Below are 16,054 nucleotides of genomic sequence, written 5' to 3' on the forward strand. Positions count from 1 at the left end.
GTAGCTCGGGGCGATGCCCTCGGCGTAGGTGCCGAACGTGTAGCCCTCGGCGCCGTTCACCGCCGTGATCTCGGTCGTCTCGTCGGTGTCATAGAAGTGCACCTTGTAGGTGACTGATCTAGACATCGAAGTTCCCTCATAATTTCCATCGTCCTGCGCCAACGCGACCGCAGGCACGCTGGTAAGCACCATGGACAGAGACAAGCCCGCTGTCACCGCCGCATTGAATACACGCTTCTTGTCCATTTGAACTCCTTTTCCCGTTTTATCCCCACTCGCTCGATAGAGACGAGTAGATGAGCCCATCGGTTGATGTGCTAGTTCATTCCAACACCGGGTTTCAGGAGTCTGTTGCGCAACATTACGGGTTTCGTTCAGTCTGCTTCCTCGTAACAAACATGCTGGTATACATGCAACTATGCTGCGTTATATACCGACCACTTACTGAACTACCCTTGAATCCCACTCTGTCCTTGCGGTACAAAGCTCTTGTTGCACAACAATTATTGAGCGTTAGACAAACGTCATGTGCACGATAGGCATCGGGAAGTCTTGTGAGAGAGACGCGCGGGAGGTGACACTCATAGAGACGCCAAGCTCCTACATGTTCTCCGACCTCCGGAAGTTTGGTAGACTCACCAACCGCGACGCCGCCCAGGAGCTCCTGAGCGCAACCGTCACGTATGGCGGCAAGGCTCCGCGCATGAGGATTACTGACCGCACGTTCCTCTCGCGCCAGATTGTCCACGCGCTCCCCGGCCAAACGCACCCGGAGCTGTTCGCCGACTTCTTCCAGAGTTCCCAGACGCTGACGTCTCGCATCATCGCCAACCGCCCCAACCCCGTAACCGCGCGCGAGGAGGTTCGCGATCACTACTGCGGCGAGGCGGCACTGGGCATGCAGCAGGTCCTGCGCGACTTTGACCTTGACGACACGCTCTACGCCAATGCCATCAGCCGCATCGCCGCGGCGAAGTTCCGCACCGAGTCTGACAGGACCGTCCTCTACGTGATGCTCTTCCTCGCCACGGGGTGCCTCGCCGACCCGCAGCGCGCCGTCTCTATCGTGGAGCGCTTCGTGGAGTACAAGCTCGCCATGGACATCGGCACGGTGGAGATGGACGTGGGCGCGGAGTACGAGGACCGTCCCGGTTCGGAGCGTGACGAGGTCGTCCTTGGGCTGCTGCGCATCTCCGGTGACACGGCCCGACCGCCCATCCACCCGCTTGCCACGACCGACGAGGGCACCCTCGTGGGCTCGCTCGCCGACGGCGAGAGCGTCATCAATGACGTGGACGTTGACGTGAGCCGCCGCCACCTGCGCATATGGCGGGATGGCGCGCGCTGGTACGCGCAGGGCCTCGGGTCCACCAACGGAACCATGCTCATTCCCGGCGACGGCACCGACCCCGTTGTCATTGAGCCGCCGCGCGCCAAGCGAGCGCATGACGGCAGCTACCCGCCCGTTGAGATCAGCAACAGCGACGTCTTGTGCCTCGGCGCCACGACGCGCTTCCTGGTAATGCGGATAACGTCCTAGATGACGCAGCTAACGCGCAGCATACAGGGTCCTTCTCGGCATCGGCGCGCCCGCTGGCGAGAAGGACCTCGCACGCTCCGCGCCAGCCGCCCACTAGAACGACGCAACGTCGCTCATACGACATACACAATTCAACAGCGAGACGTTGCGCAACTTGAATCAAAGTGCTGTTTCTACGATTGTCTCGACCTGTTCCAAACGTTTGGAACCGGGAAGAGGCGGCCTTTGGGATCGTTAGGCAGCGGCAGAAATCAGGACTGCCCAACAGAGATAGTTCGGATTCGCAACTTCACACCCGCGTTTGGAATCTTGCCGACGCGGGCCGGTGAGGTGCGTCGGCGGTTTGAGACACTGCTTATTCCCGCCGTGCCGCGCGAGGGTCTCTCGGACGGTGCCGTCCTCAGGGCGCAGAATACCTCGGGGGAGGTGTTTGCGCTCAAGGTCCTCCGCGCGCCCGCGCCCACCCACGGCCTTGGGGACAAGACCCCGGACACCGAGGCGCTGCGCCTGGTAGAGTCAAGCCGCGAGCTGGCGTTTACGGAGGAGTACCGCAGCATGCTCGCCGTTTCCTTTCTGAGGGGGTTCCCGAGGGTCTACGGGTTTGGACTCGCCGCAAGCTCCCTGGACGGCCACGAGGAGGAGAAGCCGGCCATCATCATGGAGTGGGTCGAGGGACTCACCCTGAGGGAGGCAACAACCCTGCTCCCCGCGCGAACGTACGCGGACGAGAACGCCCGCCCGCGGCGGTCCGTCCTCCCCGAGACCGTCGCCGCGCTGGGGACGGCGCTGCTGGACATCCTGCTGAGCACGAGCGAGCTTGACTGTCGCTTCCTTCACCGGGACCTCTCCCCGCGCAACGTCATCGTGCGGACGTCTGCCGTGCCCATCGCCGAGCAGATCGCCTCGTCCTCGTTTGACCTGCGCATCGTGGACCTGGGCAGCTCCTCCGTCCTGCGGGATGGGGAGCGCGGCACCACCCTCACGCACGACATCTGGCGCTTTGGCACCGTGGAGTATGCTGCTCCCGAGATGCTGACGCGTGACGTGCCCGAGGTCTCCCGCCTGCGTCATTCGCAGACCGTGGACACCTACGCCGTCTGCAGCATGCTGTACGAGCTGGTCTGCGACCAGACGCCCTTTGAGCTGTCGCGGCGGCCCAACGCGTCCCCGTACCTCACGAAGATGGTGGAGCGGCCCGAGGTTCCCGCATGGCTTGATAACAACGCCCGCTCCCTTGCCGACCTTCTTGTCCGCGGGCTCAACGCCGAGCAGCCCAAGCGGTACACGACCCTCGCCCTCAGGGAGGCACTGGCCGCATGGCCGGGCGGCGCGGCGGCGCCCTCAGGCGCGCCATCGCAGCGCGGGAGGCGCCGCTCGCTCTTCTCGGCCCTCGCAAGCGCCGCTGCCGAGTGGGCTCGCGAGCGCCGGAGGGACGGATAGCGGCCTCCGCGCCAAAATTAATCCGCCCTTGGAGTCCCTCTGACGGCGTTTTCCCAGTTGAGTTTTCCGGGAGACGCCTTCAGGGCGGATTAATTTCCCGGCACCGCCGAAGAGAGGCCTTGAAACGCAAGAGGGCGCGCCGCCATGCCGCGGCGCGCCTCTCGTCTGACGCTCAGATGCCCCTAGTTGCCGCTCAGAATCTGGACCGGCGTGAAGGACGTGGTGATCTTGTCGCGCAGCTCGCCCTGGATGGACTCGTCCAGGCCCGTGATGTGCAGCGAGAGCTGGACGCCGTCCGCGGACTGCGTCTTGGTCCACACGTACGTGATGTACGAGGTCACGTCCCCCGTGGGCTTGAGGAAGCCAAAGAGCGCGGACTGCTGAATCTCCCCGTCTGCGCTCATGTGCACGTTGACGTGGTACACGACGGTGTTGATATTGGGATTGAGCAGGCAGTTCACCGCAAACGCCTGAGCCTGCACGCCGGAGCCCGCAAAGCACTCGAGCGCGTTCTCCGAGCTCGTGTCCGTGACGGTGACCTCCACGCGGCCGGTGTTCTCGTCCGCCTCCTGGACGGAGAAGTCCTCCGGGAACTGAGTGAAGCCGTTGCCCCACTCCACGCCGCCGCGCAGGGCCGAGGCCACGGTGCGCACGGTGACGCTCTCCGTGAGGTTGGACGTGTTGGCGCGGCGGATGAAGCCAAAGGCCACCTGGCCCACCACCACGGCAACGAGGAAAATCAGCACAAAGGAGACCGCGGTCTTGGTGATGACCTTGCCCACGTTGGAGCCGGAGGGGTCCTCCTCGGACAGGGGGTCAATATCGAGCGAGACGCCCTTCTCCTTGCGGTGCGCGCGCTGACGACGGGCACGCTCCTCGTCGGAGTGACCGGTGTGGTCGACGGTCGCAAACAGCGCCTCGGCCTCGTCGGGCGTGAGCGCGCCCTTCTGGATGCGCGCAATCTCGCGTTTCTTTGCCATCTCTCTCTTCCCCGTCGCAGGACCCGGCGGCCAAGAAGGCAGCGCGCGGTCACAACAGACCCTGTTTCAGTATACGCAATCGCACCCCGACCTGCCGAACTTGACAGTTTGCTCAGGGTCAACCGTCAGGTTTTCCATGCGGGCAGGAGGATACCGAGCACGGCGTCTGCGGGGATGCGACAGTGTCGCATCGGCTGTCGCGACATTGTCGCGTTCTAAGCCATCGTGTAGTGATGCGCCCTGCCATCCCTCTCCGCAACGAATCCATTGTTGAGCATCCGCCGGATGTAGCGCTGCGCGGTTCTTGTTGTCACATCAAGATATTCCGCAAGAGTCGCGGCGGTGAAGTCCCCATCCCGAGCGGTCAGTATCGCCGCCGCCTCATGCGCGCCGTCGACGCCCTTCGACGCAAAAATCGGCGTGACGGGCACAGACGCGCGGAAGACGTCCCCGTCCTCAAGAATGGCGGGCTTCCCACTGTACGCGCGCGAATACTTCTGGAGATTGCGCATCCCGCTGCCCAATTCCTCGGCATAGCCAATCTGGGAAAACACCCCGGCAATGTTGGGGTTTTTGGAGATGGGATTAAAGTCGCGGAGAGTGAGCCTACCCTCGTATATCGAGCGACTTGCGTTCTCCGTGCGCAGCTCAGAGCGCCCGATAACCAACTTGGCAGGAAACGGGCTGATGTACTCGCGGTGTATCAGGAGGTTTGACACCAGCTCTCTCACGATGATGTCACGCGCGCTTACTCGCTGTCCTGACTCAACAACAAATCTGTCGGGTAGGTTAGCAGCCGCAAACTCGACGAGCCTCGGATAGGCTTCGATGAGGTTGCAGGTCAACGTGAGCCTGTCATCGTAGCGGTCCATGTTTTCCCTACGCGCGATGGTGTCGGTCTTGTACGCCGGACAAACGTCGGAGATTACCTCGTCCGTGCCAAAGAGCAGAACGGCCGCGAGCGTATAGACCTCGTCGCCCGTCCTACGGTCTTTGGCATATACCCTGGCGCTTCTTAGCAGCTCCTCATCGCCCATGGATTCCCACGGATGGCCAGGGACCCTCTTCGAAGCAAGCTCTCGTGCCTTGTCGATTGTTTTTGCATTAAAATCATTAATATTTACATAGCGGAATATTCTACGTTCAGAGTATTCATTCTGCTTTCGCAGATAGAGGGGCGTCATCTGCTCCGCCCCGGAGACCTTAAATATGAGTGACAGGCCTTGAACGGATGAGGCACCGCAGAAGGCGCCATCCGTTCAAGGCCTGTCACTCACCCAAACAAGCTCAACCAAGCAAGCTGCCAGGCGCCGGGAAGGTCCCTGCCGCGCTACCCCGCGAACTGCATGGCGTAGTAGCGCGCATAGGTGCCGCCGCGCGCGAGGAGCTCCTCGTGGGTCCCGCGCTCGGAGACACTGCCATTCTCCATGGTGACGATCTCGTCCGCGTTCTTGATGGTGGAGAGGCGGTGGGCAATCACCAGCGTGGTGCGTCCGCGCGCGAGCTCGGACAGGGACTCCTGAACGGCCTGCTCGGACTCGTTGTCCAGCGCGGACGTCGCCTCATCAAAGATAAGGATCGGCGGGTTCTTGAGGAAGACGCGGGCGATGGCGATGCGCTGCTTCTGACCGCCGGAGAGGTGGCTTCCGCGCTCGCCGACCTCGGTCTCGTAGCCGTCCGGCAGGCTCTCCACATACTCCGCGATGTTGGCCTTGCGCGCCGCGTCCTGAATCTCCTCGAGCGTGGCATCCGGGCTTCCGTAGGCAATGTTCTCCGCGATGGTGCCGTCAAACAGGTAGACATCCTGCTGGACAAGGCCAATGGACTCGCGCAGGCTCCGCTGCGTGACGTCGCGCACGTCCTGGCCGTCAATGGTGATGGAGCCGGAGTCCACGTCGTAGAAGCGCGGGAGCAGCGAGCACGTGGTGGACTTTCCGCCTCCGGAGGGGCCCACGAGCGCGATGGTCTCGCCGGGCGCGATGTCCAGATTGAGGTGGCGGATTACCACGTCATCCTTCTCGCCCTTTGCTCCGGGATAGGCGAAGCAGACGTCGTGATAGCTGACCGCGCCCTTGGTGACGCTCAGCTCCGGGGCGCCCGGCTTGTCCTGGATGTCCGGCTGGGTCTCAATCACCTCGTGGAATCGCTTGAACCCGGCAATGGCCTTCTGGAAGGTCTCCGTAAAGTCCAGGATGCTCGTGATGGGCGTGGTGAAGAGAGAGATGTAGAGCGCGTAGGTGGCGAGGTCGATGGCATGCATCTGCCCGTTGGCAATCAGCCAGCCGCCAAACACCACCACAGCCGTGTTGAGCGCGCCCATCATCACCGCAATTGCCGCCTGGTAGCGGCCCATGGCGCGATACATCCGGGTCTTGGAGTCCAGATAGGCGTTGTTGCTGCGACGGAACTTGTCACGCTCCACGTCCTCGGCGGCAAAGCTCTTGACCACGCGAACGCCGGCGAGGGAGTCCTCCAGGCGGCTGTTCACGCCGGAGATGCGAACGCGGTTCTCGGTATAGACGGCGCGCATCTGCCAGTTTGCGTACACGTTATAGACCACAAGCAGACACGCAATGAGCGCGAGCACGCCCGTGAGCGGCAGATTGATGGTGGAAAGGATCACAAACGAGCCCGCCACCTCCACGATGCCAATAAGGATGAACTCCGGCCCATGGTGAGCCGCCTCGGAGATGTCAAAGAGGTCAGAGACCAGGCGGCTCATAAGGTCGCCGGACTTGTGGTGGTCAAAATAGGAGAAACTCATACGCTCGTAGGCGTCGAAGAGGTCCTCGCGCATGCGGCTCTCCATGCGCGCGCCCATGACGTGACCCCAGAAGATGACAAAGTAGCGGCAAACAAAGCGCAGGGCGTACATGCAGACAAGTCCCACAGCAAGATACGCGAGCGCGCCCATGATGGCATCTGAGCCCTCGGTAAAGAGCCCGCCCGTAAGGGTCCGCAGGATCTGCGGGAAGGCAAGATCGATGGCGGCAACGGTCACGGCGGCAATGATGTCGATGACAAACAGGTGCCGCTGCCCGCGATAGTACGAGAGGAACGATCGGAAGAGCGAGCGATGCTGAGCAGGCATGAAACTCCTTGTGAATCGGCGAAAACGTGCGCAAACAAGGGTATCACCTCGGGCACGCCACCTCGCCGACCCAAAGAAAATGCCAGCAAAATGGGGACGCCCGCCTCTGAAGCGAGGACGGGCGCAGGGAGGGAAGATGTGATTTTCACAATAGGCCATCGCACGCAGGTTCCGGTAACCAGGCAGTAAGGCATCGGTAAACCTGACGACCCGCCGCGATGGCCCACGAGCGTATGGAGATCTTCCCCCGGGGTATACTCCCCACACGACTCGGCGGTCCGAACCGCGTACCGAGGGCAGCGCCGTACCCGAGAGGGGAGGTGATGCCTATGGACGTCTCTGAGGTCGTTGTTCTTCTGACGAGTGTTCTTAACCTCGTTATCGCGATAGTAAGTCTCGTTCGAGAGGTGCGAAGGAGGTCCGATGAAAGGAACGGCCGCTAGCGCGTAAGCGCGAGCGGCCAACTACGAGTAACGGCACTGCCTAGGTTCCCCAACGTAGGCGGCCGTCGAGCCTATTGTACCCTCCCCCGGCGGTTTAGTCTCGCCGTTTTGACCCCTTTGGCAATTCCCGAGGACAAGCCCAGGGCATCCCCCGGATGGTCATAGGCCGGCCTGCGTCCCGCAAGTACGTGGCTCCGACTCGACAGAGTAACGACCCCGTAGAGCGACTGCCCAGCAGAGTGACTACTTTTGAACGGACGGCGACCCTTTGACGGCCCAGTTTGTTCAATACCTGTCACTCACGTAGCAGAAGGCGCACCCAGATGCTCTCTCCACTGCCCTGGCTGAGAATAGGCTCACTCCTGTGCAACGAGCGGCGTGCCCATAGCTGCCAGGCGATAGGCGTTTGCAAGCTGGGCCCCGTTCTCGTCGTAGCAAGGCTCAGAGAGGAGCAGCCCATACGCACGCAGGCGCGAGATGGACTTGCTCACCGTCACCTTGCTGCGCCCCAGAATCGCAGCGAGCTCCTCCTTAGAGCATGCCTCGCCCTCGTGATCGAGCACGTACGCAAGGATGCTACGCTCCGTCGGCGTCAGCCGGCGCGGAGAGTAGATGATGACCGTGTTCCCAGACATCCTCGCGTCCCAGCAGCAATCCGCAGCTAGCGGCGCGCGCGACGAGCAAGCAGGGCAATGCCAACAAACACCACGCCGCACACCGCAAACGCAACAATGGGCATCGCAGGCTCGCCCGTCTCGGGCGCACCCTCCTCCGTGGGCGGCGTCACGGGCTTCTTCTGCAGCTCGAGCTTGGGGCTCGCGTCAATCTCGTACACGTACGCGCCGTCCTCAGTCAGCGGCATGCCAATGAGGAAGGGGTCGATAGCATAGTACCCAGACGCCGGATCATGCTGCACCATGACGTAAAGGCCCAGGGCAACGTCCGTGAACGTTGCCGTACCGTCGTCGCCAATCTCAACCGTGGTGCCGGCAATGTCGTGGGAGGCCACCCACGCCGCAAGCGCCTCGGCAGCGTCCGGAGACTGCAGGTCGTCAAGCGAGACACCGCTGTCGGCGCAGGCGTCGTTAAGCGCAAACAGGTAGTCGCCGTCATCAGAGACAACGTCGCCCACGCGATACAGTGTCACCGTGCCGCCCGGCACCTGCTGCCCGTCATACTTCATGCTGACGGAAATCGTCCCCGTACGTGACGGATCGGGCACCTCATGCGCGTAGGCCACAACGCCCGTAAGGCTCAAAGCGAGCACCGTCATCACGAGTGCCGAGAGTCTCCTGAGCCACTTCATACGATGTCCCTCCTAGTTCTTCCTGCGAGAAAGGGCTCGCAGAGCAATTCCAGCCGCAACCAAGACGCCACCCGCAACCGCCATGGGCACAGCGGGGCTCATCTGCCGAGAAGAACTCTCGTCCTCCACGGCCCGATTGGGCACCCGATGCCCGCGGACGAGCAGGCGATGCGTGTTGATGCCATACGGCGTGCACGTGACGAGCGTGCAGTAGTCCTGCTGCGGATCGATGGCAAGCGCGTCCATGTCATACGGGTCAACCGTGAGAATCTGGTCGACCTCATACGTCATGGTGCGGTCGAGCACGGTCAGCACAAACACGTCGCCGACCTCGAGCTTGTCAATGTCAGTGAACAGCTCGGAACTCGGCAGCCCGCGGTGACCCGAGAGCACGCAATGCGTCCCCAACCCACCCGTGGGCAGCGAGCTTCCCTCAAGGTGCCCAGCGCCAACCTGCAGGACGGATTCCTCCGTGCCGTGGTAGATGGGGATGGACACGCCGAGGCTTGGGATGTCGATGTAGCCCATGATGCCGGTGTCGGACACCCTGAGCTGGCTCTCGTAGTCCGCACGCTCAGAGTTGGTCATTTGAAAGCGGTTGGGGTTCTGGGCGAGCTCCTGGTTGTAGCGTTCCGCACGCTCCCAGAACGCCGTGTAGTCCTGCGCGTTCATGTCCGACACCTCCTCCGAGTAATCGACGATCGCCTGCGACATGTGCATCGAGTTCCAAAGGTTGCTGACCGTTGGGTACAGCAGCAGGGACAAACCAGCAATAAGAAGGACGATAAGAACGACGTTTGATGCGGTTCTCTTGGTGCTCTTGCTCACGCTGGCCTCTCCTTGCCACTGTAGCCGTAAGGCTATCGTGGTCTCTCGCGTCCGCCGGGGAGGGAGCGCCTCCCCGGCGGCGTCGAGACTGCCTGCTTACGCAGGCTTATGCATACTTACTGGTTGCTCTCCATACGCTTGCGGTACACGAGCGTCGCAGCAACGGCAATCACGATGGCGCCGCCAGCCACGTAGAAGATCGTGGTGCCCATGCCACCGGTTTCCGGCAGAAGGGAACCGGCCTTGTTGACGACGTGGATGCCGCCGCTAGTCCACGTGCCGCCATCAACGGTCGCGTCAAGGTTGACGTCCATGATGGCGATCTCCTTGCGACCAGCGAGCTTGTTGTATCCCTCGGGGGCCTTGGTCTCCTCGAGCCAATAGGTGGTGTTGGCATCAAAGCCCTTGATCTCCACCTGGCCGTCCTTGGTAGTAATGACCTCTCCCTGCTCGCCATCCTTGGCAAGGCGATACTGCCCGTCAGCAATCTTCACGACGGGGACCTCGTTCCCACCGTTCTCAGCGTCGTAGAGCTTGAACTCGGCGCCGTCAAGCACCTTGTTGTCACCGTCAGTCTTCACGACATCGACCTTGTAGGTGTAGGTCTTGGTCTCATCCCACGTGGTCTCGTCACGGTGATCCTCGCCAAACGCCAGCTTGGTCTTGTTGGTGTTGGCGTCATCAAAGATGACGGCATTCTCGTTCACCACAGCGCTGTAGGTCACGACGATGTCGGTATCCGCGGTGATGGTATCGAGGTAGCTCTGAGCAAACTCAATCTCAAAGGTGCAGCCGTCGTTCAGGCCGGCCGCCTTGAGGGTGTAGTTAGCCGCAGCAAGATCGGAACCGCCAACCTGAACCTTGATGGAGTCAGCGTTGAGCGTCAGGCCCTTGGACATGACATCGTGGAGGACGTAGCTCTCCGCGCCCTTCTTGGCGGTGATGGTGGTCTTGAACTCGACGGTATCGCCAATCTCGGCGGTATTCTTGTCGCCCCACTCACCGGTGTCGTCCTCCTTGACCTCCTTCTTCACAGGAGGCAGCTCGTTCTTCTCCTCCATCGTGGCGCTAGGAGTGGTGGTGTCAAGCGAGCAGAGCGTGCCGACCGTGGTGTCAACGAGGTAGTAACCGAGGTTCAGGTTGCTAAACGTGACGGTGGAGTACTGCGCGCCTTCAGCGGCAGCGGGGGCCGTCTGAGTGCCCTTTGCAGCAATCTGGGCCTCCTTGGCGTGCGCAAGGGCAGCCTTGGCGAAAGCAGCAACGTCGGCATCCTTGACCCAAGTCACATAGCCCTGGTCATCAATGGAGACGTACTGAGTCTGGGTCTCGAGCCACTTAGCCCAGTCAGGGTTCGCCTTGTAGGAATAGGCCTTGGCATCGGTGTCGTAGCTCTCGAGGACGAGAACCTGATACGCGTTGTAGGTGTGGCCGGGCTCAGCGTCGTTGATGGTGATGGAGCCGGTGTTGTTGTTGGTGCCGTTCGCGGCGAACGCAGGCGTCACGGTCATGGCAAAGACCATGAGCGCGGCAACAATCGCCCCTATGAACTTCTTCAAATGCCTCATGGGTTACTTCCTCTCATTCCTTCCCATTTGGTACTTGCTTACAGAACCCGATTCAATCGCTCAGCGAGAAGAACGCTTCCGCTGATAGAACCCATACGTAAGACCGGTCGCAATGACGGCGGCTCCGCCAAGGGTGAAGATGAGTGCTCCCGGTCCGCCGGTGTCAGGCAGCTTGGGTCGTGCCGTGTTGGTGAACAACACGAAGTTGCTAATGCCCGGAGCTATCGTGCCGACTACCGTCTCAGACTTGTTTGTGGTGCCGTAATCAATTTGGTTGCTGACTTCAAAGCCTTCAGCGCCCGTTTCCTTAATTGTGTACTTGGTCCCATGCTGCAGGTAGTCGATGATTACGTACTCGTTGGCCTTGAGCTTGAAGGAGCCCTTACCGCCGGTCAGCAGCGAGCTTTCGACGCGGTTGCCCTCTGCGTCGTAGCGGACGATTGAATAGTCAGAACCTTCAACTACCTCGTTCTCATGCTCGATGCTGATATCAAAGCTGAACTCGGTATTGGGATCTGCGCTGCCTACGACTTCCTTCTGAACCTTCAGCTGGCTGTTCTGATAGGAAGGGGTGTTAGAGGAGACGGACGGCAGGGTGAACTGCATGTAGCACGTGGAGCCAGAGAGACCGCGCTCGGTGTAGTAGAACTTGAGCGTGTGCTCGCCTGCATCGCCCTGCTTGATGTAGTCCCACAGGTTGACATACATGCCAACAGAGCTGTGCACGCCACCGATATCGCAGATCAGCCTGCCATCGAGAAATACCCACATGTCATCGTCGCCGAAGAAGTAGTACTCCAGCGGCCCGACGTAGTCCTCAGTCAGCTTAAAGTTAACGCTGTACACCATTCCGAACAGGTTATTGTGAGCCTTGCTGTCATCACTTGGCGGATACATATCATTGCCGCCATACCCGACGAAATCGCCTCGGTTATAGTATTCGCCGGTTAGGCCATCAGTGCCTTGGTTTCCGTCCATCGGCCAGAAGTTATTTGTATAAATTACCCTGTTCTGCCAGAACATCTCACCGTTGACATAGCGATCAAGTCTCGTAAAGTTCTCAAGATTGTCGAGTCCTGCGCCACTTACTGCGGAGAGCGTATAAGTATCCCCAGCTCGATTAAAGTCGAGAGAATAATTGGTTATTTCCCTCTTTCCAATTGCCGAACCGTCGTCGAAGAGCTTGGGAGCGCTTATGTCGTCGGCATATACAATATGCCCCTGGTCATCGAGGCCCTTCACCAGGCCGAACGTACAGCCTTCGATGCTCGCGTTGTTATACTTGTTGAGCGTGTTACCGTTCCAGGTTTGGTTGTCCAGACCCGTGCCCGTATTGGCATTACCAAAGGCGAGCTTAGCTCCAGTACCCTGGTAATTACTATTGCTGTTGATTCCATGGGCACCGTTCGTCCCATCCCAAGTATTTCTACCGTCGTTTGTGATGTCATAATCATAGAACGTAGCGGCATTGTTGTAGTTGCTCTCCGTCTGATCTGCGACCAGGCGAATGACCATTCCATCCTCAATATAGATGGTGTCCGGATCGTCCTTCTTATCGGGATTGTTCGTAAAGTGAAGCTCAGTCGCCTGTCCGATGGGCCCGTAGGTCTCCCAGTCATCAGGGTTCGTGCTCGACGCCAACTTGCCGTCCTTCAGCACCCAGACCTCTTTAGCAGTGTAGTTTCCATTATCACGGAAGATGTTCACATACGGCAGACCCGGAGCATCAAAGTAGTTAAAGCTCTTCTCCTTGTATAGCTGCATAAGAGTCGTCGTGGACTCGAGGGAGCCATCGTCCTCGACATAAAGGCCTGTTTGCGGCAAACTTCCGCCATTCGTCGGGAGATTGCCCCCCGTACCGTCACCATTACCGCTTGTGTCAAGAATTCTCAGATATCCGTCATCGTTTCGGACAAGCGTTGTGAGATTCGCGTAATACTGCACCGTAAACGTAGGATTCAGTGCCTCGCGAGCCACAAGCTGCAGCGCGGGCGCGGCGGCATCGAGCGCGAGCGTCATCGTCGGGCGCTCGGTCGCGTCCTTCTCGACCAGCACGGTGTCGAGCTCCTCGGCCTCGCTGCTCTCAGCGCTCTGGAGCGCGGTCAGGGCAACGCCGACCTCGGCCTCGTCGGACGTGTCCTCATCGGTCTCGATGGCGTTGGCCGCCTCCTGGAGCTTGTCGCTCGGCGTGACCTCGGCGGTCACCTCGCAGTCGGAGACGTCGAGGGCCTGGCCGTTGTAGACGAACTCGAACTCGAGGGCGGAGACGCTGATCACGCTCTCGGGGTCGCTGTCCTCGACGTAGGCCTCGGCGGCCTGGTACTCCGGAGTGCTGGCGTCCAGTGCGACCGTCTCCATGGAGAGGCCCTCCGCCTCTTTGGCGGGCATAGCGTCCTCTGAGACCGTAGCCTCACCGGAGACCTTCACGGCAACGGTGTAGTCCTCGGCCTCGTAGGTGAGCGTGTTGTCCAGCGTCACCGTGTCATCAGCATCGGCGCCCTCGGCGGTAACATCATCCGCCGGCTGCTCGGGGAGCAGGCCGTAGCCGAGGATGCTCTCATCATCAAGGTCGTAGGCGGTCTCAACAACCGCACCGTCAACGTCGCCCTCAACGACCTTCATCTGGGCCGGCGCCTCGTCGGTGGCCTCGGTCACCTCGGACACAATGCCCACGCGGGCCGCCTCGTTCTTCTCGCCCTCGTCCGAGCGGAAGAACACAAGGTCGCCGGGCTCGGGAGCGTGATCGGCCGCGGCAACGTACAGCGAGGGATCGCTCTGCTGCAGCTTCTCTGCCCACGCCTGTGCGTCGGCGTCCTGCGGCATGCCCTCAACGCCCGCGTTCTCAAGGCAGAAGGATGCAAAGAGCGTGTTCCACTCCGCAGAGGGCTCACCGGCCCACTCGCCATAGCGCGAGAAGAACGTGGGCTCCTCATTGGCCTGCGCATCCGCAACGGCGGGCGCGGACTCCTCCGCATAGCCAACCTGACTCTGCGCCACGGCTACGACGGCGTCATTCCAACGGGAGGGGATGTCTTTGGGAAGGGAGGACTCCCAGCTTGCAGTGGCGCTCGACTCTGTCGTCGCCTCTTCGGCAAGCGTTGCGGAGGGAAGGATGAGCGTGTTACCAACGCTCAGAACCGCGGCCAGGCATATGGCTGCGAGCAACCCTCCCCCAGTCACAATTTTGCTTCGTTTGGCGTCCACGGTGGCACTCCCTCACAACTCGGAGCCTTGCGGCCCCGTCCTACTTTCCGGCCGTGGTTGCGGTCCGTCCCATACAGAAACATGACCCCTCCCACATTTTGTCGTGTCTCGTATCTTAACCTTCGGCTAGGCAAAATGTTTTGAGAAGTTTGAGATGTTTCCAAGAGCTAGATGTAGGTGCGCAAAATTGGGAACCAAATGACGTCATAGGGAACAAAGACTGTTTTGGTTTAATTCAGAGGTTATATGGGTCCTCCCACAGTTTGATATGACCCGTTTGTGAGGTGGACGTAAAGGGGCAGCGGGCGGCTAGCCGGGTTCAACGCATCTCTCATGCCTCAACGCAGATTGCAGGGTAATTCTTGAAGCGTGCGTTCTGCGTATAGGGGTTGCATCAACTGGTCAAATGGCCGAACGGGCGCGAAGAATGTGCGCTATCAGGCGCATGCGCCCGACTTAACGCGGGCTCTCACGCCGCCCCAAGAGACCACACGCGGACGAGCCCGGATCCGTTGCGACTCATGGGCTTGCCCTGCCGCGCACTTCTGGATGCGATGCTCGTTCCCCTTGACAAGGAACCCGAGTGTTCTGTGATAGGTGGCTGATAACGAGAAGGCCAGTAAGAGACAAGTAAAATCAGCACGAGGCCTCTTTTGGCGGCCCCGCGCTGATTCGAATTAACCTGTTGAGAGCTGGTGCTCGTCTATTCCTCGGAGAGACGACGAGAGATGGCGTCACAGAGCAGCGCGCCGACGACGGTCTTGGCGTCCTCGATGCGTCCGTCGAGAACGGCGTCGATGAGCTCGCCCACCTCGACGAGGTCAACGTTGATGAACTCGTCCGCGTCCGGGCTGGACTTGGAGAAGCTGAGGCCGGTGGCCATGTAGATGTGAATGAGCTCGTCGGTGAAGCCGTCCGAGGTGGCGATGGTGGTGAGATACGCGATCTTCTCGGCCTCCATGCCGGTCTCCTCGAGGAGCTCGCGGCTTGCGCACTCGAGCGGGTCCTCGCCCGGGTCGAGCTTGCCGGCGGGAATCTCAACGGTCACGCGGCCGAGCGCCGTGCGGTACTGGCGCACGAGGCAGATACGACCCTCCTCGGTCAGGGCCACAATGGCAACGGCGCCGGGATGGCGCACCACATCACGGATGGCGTTGCGGCCGTCCGGGAGCTGCACCTGGAGACGGTCGACGTTGAAGATGCGGCCCGTCCAGACCACGTCCTCGGTGAGGGGGCGTTCGGCGAGGCCGGCGTCGCGCGGATCGTCATCGCCGAGTACGAGATCGCGCTCCACGGGCGCTCCGGACAGGTGGTCCTGACTCATGCGGTCGCCGTCATAGGTGAAGGCGGCAACGGAGTCCTTGATGTCATCAACGGCGTTGCCGAAGTCCTCGCGCGTGGGCTCGGGAACCTCGACCGTGCCGGATTCCCTGTGCGAGGAGGGGTTCTTATCTGCGTCGGACATAGGTCCTCCCGTGTTCGTTCTTCTCGGCCATAAGACCTTGCGACTACTCTAGCCCAAGTGGTCATGAGCGACCGTCTTGTGACCAAAAGGGTACACAACCGACCAAAACCGCCCTGCTGGATGGTCGTCTCCCCTTGATAGGGGAGCCTCCATCTGCATGGCCGATTGTTCGTCCGAGATTTTCAATCTGGT

The 16,054-nt window shown here is 60.7% G+C and carries 11 protein-coding genes; 2 read left to right on the plus strand and 9 right to left on the minus strand.

The genetic code is table 11. The features are described 5' to 3' along the window. Positions 1–574: 574 nt before the first annotated feature. Positions 575–1,540 (plus strand): FHA domain-containing protein, encoded by a 966-nt coding sequence (locus tag H6A23_RS11710; protein WP_204831416.1) that lies wholly within the window; start codon positions 575–577, stop codon positions 1,538–1,540. Positions 1,541–1,966: 426 nt separating this feature from the next. Beyond that, complete coding sequence (locus tag H6A23_RS06625; protein WP_204831417.1) at positions 1,967–2,980, plus strand: protein kinase domain-containing protein; 1,014 nt, start codon at positions 1,967–1,969, stop codon at positions 2,978–2,980. 182 nt (positions 2,981–3,162) lie between these two features. Here the strand turns inward: H6A23_RS06625 and H6A23_RS06630 are convergent, their stop codons facing one another. The 9 genes from H6A23_RS06630 to H6A23_RS06670 all read right to left on the minus strand — a co-directional run bounded on the left by H6A23_RS06630 (position 3,163) and on the right by H6A23_RS06670 (position 15,721). After that, positions 3,163–3,960, minus strand: a complete 798-nt coding sequence (locus H6A23_RS06630) for a hypothetical protein (protein ID WP_204831418.1) — start codon at positions 3,958–3,960, stop codon at positions 3,163–3,165. Positions 3,961–4,175: 215 nt separating this feature from the next. After that, complete coding sequence (locus H6A23_RS06635) at positions 4,176–4,997, minus strand: HTH domain-containing protein (RefSeq protein ID WP_204831419.1); 822 nt, start codon at positions 4,995–4,997, stop codon at positions 4,176–4,178. A gap of 293 nt (positions 4,998–5,290) precedes the next feature. Beyond that, positions 5,291–7,051, minus strand: a complete 1,761-nt coding sequence (locus H6A23_RS06640; RefSeq protein WP_204831420.1) for an ABC transporter ATP-binding protein — start codon at positions 7,049–7,051, stop codon at positions 5,291–5,293. 799 nt (positions 7,052–7,850) lie between these two features. Further along, a complete protein-coding gene (locus H6A23_RS06645) occupies positions 7,851–8,129 on the minus strand; it encodes a helix-turn-helix transcriptional regulator (RefSeq protein ID WP_204831421.1) in 279 nt (92 codons plus the stop codon). 26 nt (positions 8,130–8,155) lie between these two features. After that, on the minus strand, positions 8,156–8,800 hold the full coding sequence (locus tag H6A23_RS06650) for a hypothetical protein (protein ID WP_204831422.1): 645 nt from the start codon (positions 8,798–8,800) through the stop codon (positions 8,156–8,158). Positions 8,801–8,812: 12 nt separating this feature from the next. After that, positions 8,813–9,628 carry a class C sortase gene (locus tag H6A23_RS06655; RefSeq protein ID WP_204831423.1) on the minus strand — a complete coding sequence of 272 codons (816 nt, stop codon included), beginning with the start codon at positions 9,626–9,628 and terminating at the stop codon, positions 8,813–8,815. A gap of 116 nt (positions 9,629–9,744) precedes the next feature. Then, positions 9,745–11,193, minus strand: a complete 1,449-nt coding sequence (locus H6A23_RS06660; RefSeq protein ID WP_204831424.1) for a SpaH/EbpB family LPXTG-anchored major pilin — start codon at positions 11,191–11,193, stop codon at positions 9,745–9,747. A gap of 60 nt (positions 11,194–11,253) precedes the next feature. Continuing rightward, positions 11,254–14,397: a DUF7601 domain-containing protein gene (locus H6A23_RS11715; RefSeq protein WP_204831425.1), complete on the minus strand. Its 3,144-nt coding sequence runs from the start codon at positions 14,395–14,397 to the stop codon at positions 11,254–11,256. 703 nt (positions 14,398–15,100) lie between these two features. Beyond that, the gene (locus tag H6A23_RS06670; RefSeq protein WP_204831490.1) at positions 15,101–15,721 is read right to left on the minus strand and encodes an NUDIX domain-containing protein; all 621 of its coding nucleotides are present in this window, start codon (positions 15,719–15,721) and stop codon (positions 15,101–15,103) included. Positions 15,722–16,054: the final 333 nt, after the last annotated feature.

Source organism: Olsenella uli, assembly GCF_016900775.1.
Lineage (GTDB): Bacteria > Actinomycetota > Coriobacteriia > Coriobacteriales > Atopobiaceae > Thermophilibacter > Thermophilibacter uli_A.